Source organism: Microcoleus sp. B3-D7, assembly GCF_036705305.1.
Lineage (GTDB): Bacteria > Cyanobacteriota > Cyanobacteriia > Cyanobacteriales > Microcoleaceae > Microcoleus.
In genome coordinates this window covers 21,951-34,400 of record NZ_JAUBUE010000031.1, presented here as the reverse complement: position 1 = coordinate 34,400, position 12,450 = coordinate 21,951, and the positions used below count along the sequence as shown (strand labels likewise).

Annotated in this window: 7 protein-coding genes; 5 read left to right on the top strand and 2 right to left on the bottom strand. The window is 46.0% G+C overall.

Annotation, left to right across the window (positions count from 1 at the left end; genetic code table 11):
- Positions 1-481: 481 nt before the first annotated feature.
- Both QUB25_RS19890 and ggt read right to left on the bottom strand, forming a co-directional pair.
- A complete protein-coding gene (locus QUB25_RS19890; protein ID WP_333041524.1) occupies positions 482-1,363 on the bottom strand; it encodes a choice-of-anchor L family PEP-CTERM protein in 882 nt (293 codons plus the stop codon).
- A 521-nt stretch (positions 1,364-1,884) separates the two neighbouring features.
- Entirely contained in the window at positions 1,885-3,609 is a 1,725-nt protein-coding gene (ggt, locus tag QUB25_RS19885) for a gamma-glutamyltransferase (protein ID WP_333185334.1), read from the bottom strand.
- A gap of 993 nt (positions 3,610-4,602) precedes the next feature.
- On the opposite strand from ggt, the gene QUB25_RS19880 reads away from it, so the two are divergent.
- The 5 genes from QUB25_RS19880 (at position 4,603) to QUB25_RS19860 (ending at position 12,145) form a co-directional block, all read left to right on the top strand.
- Entirely contained in the window at positions 4,603-5,634 is a 1,032-nt protein-coding gene (locus QUB25_RS19880; RefSeq protein ID WP_333041521.1) for a glycosyltransferase family 2 protein, read from the top strand.
- Between the two features lie 570 nt (positions 5,635-6,204).
- Positions 6,205-6,972: a DUF1350 family protein gene (locus tag QUB25_RS19875; RefSeq protein ID WP_333185409.1), complete on the top strand. Its 768-nt coding sequence runs from the start codon at positions 6,205-6,207 to the stop codon at positions 6,970-6,972.
- Positions 6,973-7,386: 414 nt separating this feature from the next.
- A complete protein-coding gene (locus tag QUB25_RS19870) occupies positions 7,387-8,574 on the top strand; it encodes a sigma-70 family RNA polymerase sigma factor (RefSeq protein WP_333185332.1) in 1,188 nt (395 codons plus the stop codon).
- Between the two features lie 394 nt (positions 8,575-8,968).
- The gene (locus QUB25_RS19865; RefSeq protein WP_333185330.1) at positions 8,969-9,373 is read left to right on the top strand and encodes a hypothetical protein; all 405 of its coding nucleotides are present in this window, start codon (positions 8,969-8,971) and stop codon (positions 9,371-9,373) included.
- 177 nt (positions 9,374-9,550) lie between these two features.
- Positions 9,551-12,145, top strand: coding sequence for a DUF4347 domain-containing protein (locus tag QUB25_RS19860; protein ID WP_333185328.1), 2,595 nt, complete (start codon positions 9,551-9,553; stop codon positions 12,143-12,145).
- Positions 12,146-12,450 lie beyond the last annotated feature (305 nt).

Sequence of the window (12,450 nt, the reverse complement as noted above, 5' to 3'; positions counted from 1 at the left end):
GCCCTTTGCGAATTTGGGATAAAAACTTATATTCTGTCCGCTAGAACAACCGCAATAAAATTGGTTCGTAGTGAGGGCGTTCGTCGTCAGAATTGTATGAGGACTTGCATTCCTCGCTGCGTACCCATAATGGTTAAATTACTTGACATGATATTACGCGATCGCACAAACCGAGTTTTTTTACCCGGTTCAAGAACTGCAACAAGGTCTTTTCGTTCATCAAACCCCGTTTCTGTCTCCAACACGGCTAATCGAGATTCATATTACAGCAACCGCCAAAATGGTTCCTGTTCTGTTTTTTCCTTCTTCCTTCTCCCTTCTTCCCTTCTTCCTTCTTCCTTCTTCCTTTTATCCGTTACATAATCCGTTGCCGAACTTTCTTCTTCCTTCTTCCTTCTTCCCTTCTTCCTTCTTCCTTCTTCCTTCTTCCTTTTATCCGTTACATCCGTTACATAATCCGTTGCCGAACTTCCTTCCGTTATTAATTACTTCCGCCACGGCGATTGCGTAACTTTCGTCCAGCAGCCAGCATAGCGCCTCCCGCCATCAAACCCCCCACAGTCATCGGTTCGGGAACCGGCTCAGCTTGAACCGCCTCCACAGAACCGCCTTTAATAAATACAGCAGAATCTAACTTGCCATCGCCCACATCTTTAATGCGAATGCTGAGAACATTCGTCTGATTTTGCTTGAGCAAACCTTCAAAACCTAAAATTTTAGTAAAACCGTCGAGCTTAACGATGTTAGCAGCAATACCTGTCAAACTTGGGTTGTCAATATAGTCTGAGTGATATGTAGAGCGATTATATGGATCGGGAACAAGATTATTAATAGTAACTGTTTTTCCGTCGCTCAATTTTGCCAAATTAGTGCCGTTCAGCAGCAGTTCAAAATCGTCATTAAATGCAGAATTGCCGAACTCAGGAAACTCCTCAGAAGCAAATACATATTGAAAGACTAACTTTTCGACCGTGCTATTAGCAAAAAAGCTGAGGTTTAGCTGAGTCAAATCCCCCTCTTCACCTTCAGGTCCAAAGTCTGTGCTTAAATCGCTGATCTTTGTGGTCGTGAAGTTATCTTTCCGATTTTTACCCCGTATATCGGCGACTTTACCAGTGCTCAGAACAACACCTGATGTCAAACCGAAGGGGTCATTAGTGAAAGTACCAAAAGCAGCCGAATTACCTGTAATTGAAACAGAGAAATTACTCAACCCGGCTGTATTAGTCCCCAATAAATTATTTTTTAAAGTCTCAGTGTTATTAGTTGGCCCTACCGAAAATGGCATTGCTGGCCCTGCCAACAAACTCAGAGCAGTAGTTAATGTAGCTGTTAAGGCAGCAATTTTGTGAGTAATTATCATAAATTTTTCCTGGAAGATACAAACCTGATCCTATGCACAACTTAATTTTTACATTATATAAGTATCAATGTCTAGTGCCTTTACAATAACTTTACACATAAGTGTATATACGCTTTTTGTGGTTTACTTTTTTAGTAATTCTTGGCAATTAGTCAGCCAATAAACATCAGCGCAAAAATACGGATGCAAAAATACACGTACACAGACTAATAATTTCAGTAATTACGCACTGGAGACAAAATAAACCGGGTTTTGATACCTTTGGTCATCTCCAAAATGACTAATCACTAATGACTAATCACTAATGACTAATAGCTAATGACTGATGACTCATGAAAGATGACCTCGTAAAAAAAAACTATATAAGCCCCCAATTCCTGTCGTAGAGAACTCAAAATTTTTGACCCTAGTTCAACATCCCAGATTCATCTCTGGAGTAAATCTAAAATTTTTCGACTGAGTGCGACTCGACGGCTCGCCGAAGGTCTAAAATCTAAAATCTCTAATCGACTACCTGATAACTAAAACCCCCTTGCTTCTCCTTCGCCGCGCCGATCGGCAGCCCCTTCCAACCAACCGTCGGCAGTCAGGACGATCGCATTGGCATTGCCCCAGCCATCACCTTCCACAATCTGGTGTCCCCGCCACCGCAACTCCGAAAGCGTCGCAGCCTCAAAACCTCCCCGTTCCACCCTCAGGCGATCGGGCTGCCACTGGTGGTGTATCCGAGGTGCAGACACAGCATCGCCGACATTCATGTCGTAAACCAATACGTTCAGTACAATTTGCAACACGGTGGTAATAATTGTGCTGCCTCCGGGAGCCCCCGCAGCGAGGCGAAATTTGCCATTTTCTGTCACGATGACCGGCGTCATGCTCGATAAAGGAGTTTTCCTCGGGGCGATCGAATTTGCCTCCCCGCCCACCAAACCAAACAAATTCGGCACTCCCGGCGCTGCTGCAAAATCATCCATCTCGTTGTTGAGCAAAATTCCCGTACCCGCCGCCACGACTCCAGCCCCTAAGCCGCCATTCACCGTAAATGTCAAGCTTACTACATTGCGCTCTTTGTCAACTACCGTGAGGTGGGTAGTTTCGGGAGACTCCCACACAAAGTGGCTCAAAGTTTCAGGGTCAACAGCTTTTACCTCTCCCGAAGGTCGGGCTTTTGACATTTGGATTTGCGATCGTCTCAATTTGGCATAATTGCTGTTAGTCAGAGCTTTGACCGGTACACTCACAAAATCCGGGTCGCCCAAATACTCAGCCCGGTCAGCATAGGCAATCCTCATGCTCTCCGCCAGCAAGTGCAAAGTATCTGGACTTTGCCTCCCCAACCTCTTGAGATCCGAATCTCCCAGAATATTCAAGATTTGCAACAAATGAACGCCGCCGGAAGAAGGAGACGACATCGCGCAAATTTCGTAGGCGCGAAAGTTGCCGCAAACCGGATTCCGCCAAATCGGCGTATAGTTTTTCAAATCTTCGAGAGTGATAATGCCGCCGTTTTTAGCCATATCGGCGGCGATCGCCCGCGCAATGTCCCCGGTATAAAAACTCTGCGGATTTTCACCAATCTGCCGCAAAGTCCGCGCCAAATCCCGCTGCACCAAAAGCTCACCCGGCTGGTATAAAATGCCACCACGAGTAAAAACCTCCCGCGCCGCCCGGTTTTTTTTGAGCACGTCCTCTCGTCGCCCGGTAGCCGTGGTAAAACGCGAACTTACCGAAAAGCCTTTTTCTGCCAGGGCGATCGCCGGCGCCACCACCTGAGCCCAAGGCAACTTACCATACTCGCGGTGCACCGTATAAAGTCCAGCAACAGTGCCCGGAATACCCGCCGCCAAATGCCCGTCCAGACTTGCCCTTTGGCGCACCTTGCCTTGCTTGTCGAGGTACATATCCCGCGTCGCCCGTTTCGGAGCTCGTTCCCGGAAATCCAGCGCTTGCACAGTCCCCGTTTCCGCCCGCCGCAGCAGCAAAAAACCCCCGCCGCCGATACCCGCCGAAAAAGGCTCCACCACCGAAATCGCCAAAGCCGTAGCAGCCGCCGCATCCACTGCATTGCCGCCCTGTTGCAGCAGGGCCAGCCCCGCAGCGCTCGCCAGAGGGTGAGCAGAAACTGCCATCCCCTGTTTGCTGCGCTGCTGCTGCAAGGTTGCCTGTAGCTGCTGGCAGCCACCCAACACCCAGACTGTTAGGCAACAAGTATAAATTTGCACTTTGCTCAAGAAATTTGGCAACATTTTTTACCGGTGAGGCGAAGATTTTTTACAGTATAATTTTATGATCGTCTTCCCTAAGACCGAGCGGTACTGAATTCAACTGCAGATAAATTACCTGTTATGGCAGACGGGAAAACTATTTGACCCTGGGAGGCTCTCACGGTACAAGAGGAAGAAAGAAAGGAGGGACAGCTTATGGTAACTTAATAAGTAAACAAGTTGGAAAAAGCATCTTTTTTGAGAAAATCCTGATTTCAAAAAAGCTGATGAACGCAGAAAAACGGCGTTGCTGATTTACGGTAGAAAAAACTCAAGATGCAAATCATATAAACAGTATTCACAAAGCTTCGGAATTTTCAATTTATTTTTTTTCCTAGCCTATTAAGCAACAGCAAAAAAATCAGTATAGGTGATTGCTATGGCAATGCAACACATAGCCGACTTAGCATAGCCGTTTTTGGGCAGTTGTTCGACTGGTTAGTTAATCAATAAAACAGGATTTCCCAATTTTGCTCTCAAGTTCGATTAAATAATTATAATTAGGTTGGTAGTGAGGAATCAAAGTCCTCCCTCGCCCGCCCCTGGCGCATGACAAACAATTTTATGCTCAGCGATTAACCGGAATCGCTCTGAGTCAGAAACCAGGTTTTTTAGTAGCTCTATAGTTCTCAAACCAATAATTTTGGGTGAGGCAGGGTTTTTCTGGGTAAGCCGTATTAAAGCAAAAAGATCCATCGAATTTAGGACAACTCCAGTCCCCGGACAAAACCCTCAATCCATCGCAGCCGTCGCCTTTGTGTCAGACAAATTGCCCGCCAAATAAGAGTCTGCACTCCGCCTGCTAAGGGCTGTCCCCTCCTTATGGTAGATAACACTCACGTTGGTAAACCTGTTATATTGGCAGTATGTAGGCAAGTTTCCTGACTACAGGTACTTGCACGTAAATGAGTCAGAGTGTCGGCTTCGATACTATACTTCGGCGAACAACTACCAAACCACACCTTAATGCAAGTTATGAATAGCAAAAAAGTCAGTGTCATCATTCCTGCATTCAATGCTGCCGACACTCTGGCCGAGACAGTTGCCTCCGTACTTAATGGTACTCACAAAAATCTAGAAATTTTAATAGTTGATGACTGCTCTACGGACGCTACTGACCAAGTTGCTGCTAAGCTGGTAGAGCAAAATTCGAGAATTCAATACTTCAGGAATTCCCAAAATTACGGGGTTTCTAAGTCGAGAAATTTAATGATATATCGCGCCACAGGCGAGTATGTAGCGTTTATCGACAGCGACGATACCTGGGAACCCAATAAGTTAGAAGTTTGTTTGAAGATGCTTGCAGACAATCCCGAAGTCAAAGCTGTGGCTCACGCTTTGCGGTATTTAGACAAGCACGGTAAGAAGTTGAGTTATATTCCCACCTATCCTACAACTAAAGCAGAAATGCAGGCGATTAAGGAGACAGGCGAAAGTCCTTGGGTTTTCCCGTCTTCTGTTGTAGTCGATCGCTCTATTCTACTCCAAGAAGGCGGGTTTCCAGAAGATTGGGAGGTAGGAGAAGATACAGAATTATTTACCAAACTTGCTCAAAAGTATGGCTTGCTGGCGGCGACAGAACCTTTGGGAAATTATCGAATTAGAGGGAACTCTCTCACAGATAAGCACTGGCTCAAAAAGCGCATAGCTTCTGATTGTGTCAAGGAAAACCAATTGCGGCGCTTGCGGGGAGAAAAAGAGTTATCACTCCAGGAGTACGAACAGTTATGTTTTAAGAATTTGCCGCTTTTGCAAAGGCTTAACAAATTTCGAGAAGTTTTGGCACTGCACTACATGAGAAAGCTGGGACAAAGTTGGTTAAATCGGGAGGTTTTGCCGACTATTGTTTACGGGGTGGCTACCACAGTGCTCAATCCTCAAGCTACTGTGCACAAGTGGAAATGGATGAAGACTCACGAAAAGTTGAGTCATCAAACCGCAGAAGGTATCAATCATTCACCACCATTAAACCCCCAGCGATCGTCAGAAATTGGGGGGCTGTCCTAAAGGATGTTATAGTTGTATAGCCTTTCGAGCGTAACATGAGGTGCACGCTTGATAAGCGGGCATAGGCCTCCGTGGGCATAGGGCATACCTCACTTTATTGATAACTGCTATATGCGGGTTTAGTCAAGAAATTAGGTGCTGCCAATAAAGCCGAATGGACGCCGATCGCCCAGGGGCGGGTTAATACCTGATATTGGCGTTTTGAGCCGTATTTGACTGTTAATATTCTGTCGGGTCAATTACCCGCACTACCGGCTACAGTGGCTTGGGGTCGTGCGGTGGGGGACAATATAAAAATTTTTGAAAGTCGTGGATGTCAGCGTTGATTTATTCGGCCGCCAGCTTCAACCCTATACAGGGCGAAAATAGCAGCGATCGCCAGCCGTGCTATTTGACCCCACAACAGTTAGAATAAATAATGTATAAGTAAAAAGGAAAGTTTTGGCCATTAAAAAATGGGTAGCAAACCCCTTTTTGAGGAAGAAAATAAAAGGAAAATTTTATAAAACATTCTGCCTTTTACCTTCAGAGAACGATCGCCTTTTTATTTGGAATTAGATTGAATTTATGATGGACTGGCAAGAAATTTCTGGCAATTGGGTATTAATTCCCTCAAGACCGATGGCGATCGTACATTTTCTCGGCGGTGCATTTGTGGCGACAGCACCGCAACTCACCTATCGCTGGCTGTTAGAAGCTTTGGGGAACCAAGGATATGTTGTAGTAGCAACGCCGTTTGTCAATACTTTGGATCATATTGCGATCGCCCGCGATGTTCTCAACAAATTTGAAAATGCCCTCGATCGTCTGCGCGCCACTAAATTGCTCAAATCTTCCTATCTCCCCATTTACGGTATGGGACACAGCATGGGATGCAAACTGCACTTGCTGATCGGTTCTGTATTTGACGTAGAAAGGGCAGGCAATATTCTGATTTCTTTCAACAATTATGCGGCATCCGAAGCAATCCCGATCGTCGAGCAAATTTCCCCCGTCTTTAACGTCGAGTTTACCCCTTCCCCGCAAGAGACTAATCGCCTTGTCCAAGATAGCTATCAAATCCGGCGCAATCTTTTAGTTAAATTTAACGGCGACAACATCGACCAAACCCTGCTGTTGACCAAACTGCTAAAAGCACGATTTCCCGACATGATTACAGTTCAGACTCTGACTGGCAACCATCAAACGCCCTTGGGTCAAGATGTTAGCTGGCCTGTGGGTCAAATTTTTACGCCATTCGACGCGATCGGGCAATGGGTAAAACAAGAAGTGTATCGAGAATTAAATGAATTAAAACGGACAATTCTGCTGTGGCTTAATCCTCTGTCCCGCGTTTGAGATTTGAGATTTGAGATTGTGAAATTGCTCCCACGGATAAATCTGGGGGCTGGTGATTCAGACACATAGCATAAAGTTACAGCTACCGTCCCACAAAGCCCACCCCTGAGCTGGGTTGGGATGATAGACAGTATATAAAAAAAACGCTCCCCTTAGCCTATATATCAGACTGAATTCAGTATTAATATAGTGGCGTTTTAGCTAGCGGGTGAGCTTAAATTGTTAAAGGGATGTCTGAGCTATGCACTCATAGCGGCGATGATCCTACTTTTCCGACTTTAAAGATCCGACTTTTCCGACTGACTGGAGCCTGAGTGGTGAGTTAACATAGTGATAGGTGCATCTGAAGCTAGGTAAATTACTGCCTAAATTAATTGCAAGTTGTTTGTCCACTTTGAGTTTCAGGCTCCAGAGATGTCAAATTGTAGTTCTGCATTAATCCCTTCCTCATCGACTCAAGATATAGATTCAGGTTTTTGGAAATTATGGCAGCAGCATCAAGATTATCTTTACCGTTGCTGTCGCAAGTGGATGGGCAACCCAACCGATGCTGAAGATGCCTTGAGTCTGGCGATGCTCAAAGCTTGGGAGAAAGTAAGAGATTGTACGGATGATATCAAAAACTTTAAGGCTTGGTTAACCAAACTGACCTATAACCTCTGCGCCGATATCCATCGAGATCGCAACAGAAGTGCAGTAGGAGTTGACAGTGTAGAAACCATTGCTATAGGAAGCCAAACCGAATTAATTAGCCAAGAAGAAACACCAGTTCGCGCTGCAATGCAGCGCGAACTCGAATTATTTTTTCGCACCGCAATAGATGAGTTGCCAGATAGATTGCGCGAGACTTTTATTCTCCATTTTGAATCCGGGCTATCTTATCCAGATATTGCTGAACAGCTTAATATTTGCTACGATAACGTCCGCAAGCGGATTTCCCAGGCGCGGGCAATTTTGCGTCAGCGGTTCAATGAAAATTTCGGGGAAGATGGGACTGACTCTGATTTGTCTAATCCTCAGTTGAGGGTTCCTCCTCAGTCTGCTAAAGGGAAAAAATCTAAGAATATTGTTGAAAAAAAACCTGTTACAGAGGAGATTGAAGAAAGAGAAGTTGTTGCCGGTGGGGAAGTTCAAGAGCCGGTTTTAGTGAATGCTCAATCTGATGGGGACATAGGAGAAAGAGAAATTGTTGCCGCTGGGGAAGTTCAAGAAGCGGCAGTGTGTGTTTGGCATCGAGGCGCGAACGATTATTCGCCCCTACGGATTTTGGCAAATAGTCTCGGGGATGACAGCGAAAAAGCGATCGCGCCTAACGCCTACAGCCGATTGCTTTCCTCGTCTGGGGAAAGCCAAAAAGCTCTTGGTGTGGAGGCATCATTAATGCTGCCCGCACAGGGCTGTTCTACCATCAGCGACTGCAATCCGCTGTATTCGCAGTTTCTCAACAGAGAAAACCCATACTTGACCGAGGTTCGATCGCCAGAAATGCGATCGCGCCAGGGTGCCGGAGGCATATCGCGCAACGGTGCGTCTTCTGTATCGCCTTTTCTACTGTACAGGAGGATGTGGGCAGACAGTGGGGGCTGGCTTTGTTCCATCTGAAAAATAGGCAGGCAGAAAATCGCTTTAAATCAGTTTTTACAGCGGATTGCTTTCTGAGTCTTGGGAAAGCCAAAAGCTATTGGCGTGCAGGTGGCCTTCATGCTGCCGCGATCGCAGCAATCCCCTATATTCCCGCTTTCTCTATGACTGGCGCCGGGCGCGATATGGCGCTAGGCGGAATTTGGCATGGAAAAATTCGGCATCCCGTTTCGTCTATCTAGATTTTCAGGAAGAGATGGACTGCGTAGCAGGAATTGGTCAAATCCTCCATCGAAACGCGCATCCTCCAAAAGATAGAGATGCCATCTATCTAAAGACTGAAAAATTCACAAATCACCTTCGGGAAACGTCTAACTAATAGAAGAAAAAAAACCAACCCTGGAGTTGAAAAATTATGATTCGTCGTATTGCTTTCGTTACTGGTCTCGTTATTCTCAATGCTTTTGGTTTCGCTACCGTAGCCCGTGCCGGTGAAGGTGGTGTGGCAGGTTCTGCGGCTTTCACCGTTAACGCCGATAAAGTTACAGGTGTGGCTGTATCTGCTGCTGTGGGTAAAGAAAATGCTGCCGCTCATTCTTTCAACTACGATGGCGGCAATGCAAATGGTTTACAGAACTCAGCCTTTGCCATTGGTACTGCGGGTACACTGAGTCTCAACGCTCTTGGCGACCCGGCGGGCTTTAGCCTCAACACAATAGAAGACAGCGCTCGCGCTACCCCGCAAAGCAATACCTTCACAGCAGGATACACCATCCAACTAGGTACTACTAGCGGCGCTCCTTTGGTTAGTGCTCCCTAGAACTGTTGAGAGTTGTTAGCTAGCAAGCTGACCCAGTAATTCAATCAATTTTTTCCCCTCTCAAAGATGGTTATGAGGATCTCAGCGACTCTCGCCACAGGAAGTCAGGAAAGATCCTCATTAAGAGGGTTTTTTTATCCGCAATACCTTCTGATTAATAACAAGGACATTCCCCAGATGAAACCCCTGCTAAATACTTCAAAAACTATCAATCCAGCCACCACAATTGTTTTTATCGATGCTGGAGTAGAAAACGCCGAGCTACTCATTGAGGGTGTCATTCCCACTACTGAAGTCTTTGTCCTAGATGGGACGGCTGATGGCATTGAACAAATTAGCCTGGTTTTACAACAGCGTCAGAATATTGATGCCGTTCATATTATTTCTCACGGTTCCCCGGGTTGCTTGTATCTGGGAAATAGCCAACTAAGTTTAGATAACCTAATCCACTACGCCCCTCAACTGCAACAGTGGGATGTTGCTAATGTGCTGCTCTATGGTTGTAATGTGGCAGCAGGGGATGCAGGAGAAGAATTTATTACTAAGTTACACGCTCTCACGGGGTCGGAAATTGCCGCTTCCAAGTCTCTGACGGGGAGTGCTGCAAAAGGGGGAAACTGGGAGCTGGAAGTAACAACAGCAAAAGCAGTTGCTACCTTAGCTTTTGAGCCAGCAACCCTTGAAAATTATCCCGTAATTCTGGGAAATCTGACAGGAGCAGGAGCAACTTGGAACTACGACGACAATGGTGGGATCATCTGGGAAGCTTCACTCGGTACCCCATCTAATCCCTATGCCCAATCTGATTCCTATGACGGGTTCTTCCAATTCTTTGTCAATCAACAGTCTTTTTCTCCTGGCAGTGGAACAAATTCAGGGCAGACTTTTACTACCGCATCACAAACACTGTCTGGATTGAATGTTACTGCTCAATATAATGCCAATCAAGTCGAACCCGCCCTGGAAGGTGTTTACTCTTTGGCAAACCCGACTGGGAATGCGATTACAGTTTCTATTAAATGGGGGGGGAATCTTGGTTCTGATAGTGCTACCTTCATTAAAGGAACAAGCAGTGGTGATACTATCTTGAATGGTAGTGATGACTGGGTAATCACCGATGATGCAGTTGAACCTGAAGTTTGGGATCCAACCATCACCCACTACTTCATTCCTAACGCACCCGGTGTCACACGCACCAATGCTTCCTTAAGCGGTGACAACCTTTATGTTGATTACACAGTTACTATTCCTGCATTCTCTACCATCTCGTTACGGGCTACCAATGTTCTAAGCGGTGGCAACGTCAACCAAGCTCCTACCGATATCAATCTCAGCAATACTAGCATTAATGAAAATGTTGCCGCTAACAGCACAGTCGGTACCTTCACCAGCACCGACCCCGACACAGGCAATACCTTTACTTATAGTTTAGTGGCTGGCACGGGAGATACCAATAATAGTGCTTTCTCCATTGTCAGCAACCAACTGCAAATCAACGCTTCCCCCAACTTTGAAGCCCAGTCCACTTACAACATCCGCCTTCGCACTACCGATCAAGGAGGGCTCAGTTACGATAAGCCGTTGGTGGTCAACATTAACAATGTCAATGAAACACCCACCGATATCAATCTCAGCAACACCAGTATTAATGAAAATGTTGCCGCTAACAGCACAGTCGGTACCTTCACCAGCACCGACCCCGACACAGGCAATACCTTTACTTATAGTTTAGTGGCTGGCACGGGAGATACCAATAATAGTGCATTCTCCATTGTCAGCAACCAACTGCGAATTAACGCTTCCCCCGACTTTGAAGCCCAGTCCACTTACAACATCCGCCTTCGCACTACCGATCAAGGGGGACTGACTTACGATAAGCCATTGGTAGTCAATATTAACAATGTCAATGAAACACCAACCGACCTTACTCTCAGCAACACCACTATTAATGAAAATGTTGCCGCTAACAGCGCAGTCGGTACCTTCACCAGCACCGACCCCGACACAGGCAATACCTTTACTTACAGTTTAGTGGCTGGCACGGGAGATACCAATAATAGTGCATTCTCCATTGTCAGCAACCAACTGCGAATCAACGCTTCCCCCGACTTTGAAACTAAGCCCAGTTACAGTATCCGCGTTCGCACAACTGATGCTGGAGGACTGACTTACGATAAGCCCTTAGTGGTCAATATTAACGACATCGACGAGTTTGTCAACCTTACACCCAATAACGATCTTTTCCAGGGTACAGGTACTGCCAGTGCCGACCAAATCAATGGTTTACCAGGTAGCGATCGCCTCTACGGTAACGCCGGAAACGATACCATCAATGGTGGCGACGGCGACGATGTTGTCTATGGTGGCAATGATAACGATTTGCTGTTGGGGGGTAATGGCAGCGATCGTCTTTACGGTGATGCCGGTAACGACCAACTCCTTGGTGAAGTGGGTAATGACATCCTCTATGGGGGTGATGGTGACGATCTCCTCAATGGCGGTGCAGGGAACGATCAGCTTTATGGTAATGCAGGGATTGATACCTTTGTTCTGGCATCGGGAATGGGTCTGGATTCCATCTACAATTTCCAAGATGGCGTAGACAGAATCCGATTAGATGGAGGTTTAACTTTCGGCGCTTTACAGATTGCCCAAAGTGGCACTTCCACCTTAATAAAAATTGCATCAACCGGAGTCACCCTCGCTTCTTTAGTTAACACGAATTCCGCCTTGATTGGGGCGGCTGATTTTAGCGCGATAGCGCCTGTCTAATAGTCTCAATTCTGAAATTATCAGGTGCGTTAACTTCCGTTAGCGCACCCTTGATTTTAACTTTTTAATGATTAAATATTCAAAATATTCATCCCAATAAATATTTTTTTATTGCATCTATAGCAAGCCTAAATAAATTGTGTAATTCTTGTAGAAGAGGCAAACCCCCCGTGGTTGCTCCGAGCCCTGGGGGTAGGCACTCTTGGCACTACCCCTACATATTTGTACCAATGATTTAGACGGGCTATATATAACAATATTAAAGCACGAGATTTAATATTTATAAACTTATCAGGATATCAGGG

Bases quoted from the DNA above. Each gene is read 5' to 3' on its own strand.
- QUB25_RS19890 (WP_333041524.1), bottom strand. From the start codon at position 1,363: ATGATAATTACTCACAAAATTGCTGCCTTAACAGCTACATTAACTACT.
- QUB25_RS19865 (WP_333185330.1), top strand. From the start codon at position 8,969: ATGATTCGTCGTATTGCTTTCGTTACTGGTCTCGTTATTCTCAATGCT.
- ggt (WP_333185334.1), bottom strand. From the start codon at position 3,609: ATGTTGCCAAATTTCTTGAGCAAAGTGCAAATTTATACTTGTTGCCTA.
- QUB25_RS19880 (WP_333041521.1), top strand. From the start codon at position 4,603: ATGAATAGCAAAAAAGTCAGTGTCATCATTCCTGCATTCAATGCTGCC.
- QUB25_RS19875 (WP_333185409.1), top strand. From the start codon at position 6,205: ATGGACTGGCAAGAAATTTCTGGCAATTGGGTATTAATTCCCTCAAGA.
- QUB25_RS19870 (WP_333185332.1), top strand. From the start codon at position 7,387: ATGTCAAATTGTAGTTCTGCATTAATCCCTTCCTCATCGACTCAAGAT.
- QUB25_RS19860 (WP_333185328.1), top strand. From the start codon at position 9,551: ATGAAACCCCTGCTAAATACTTCAAAAACTATCAATCCAGCCACCACA.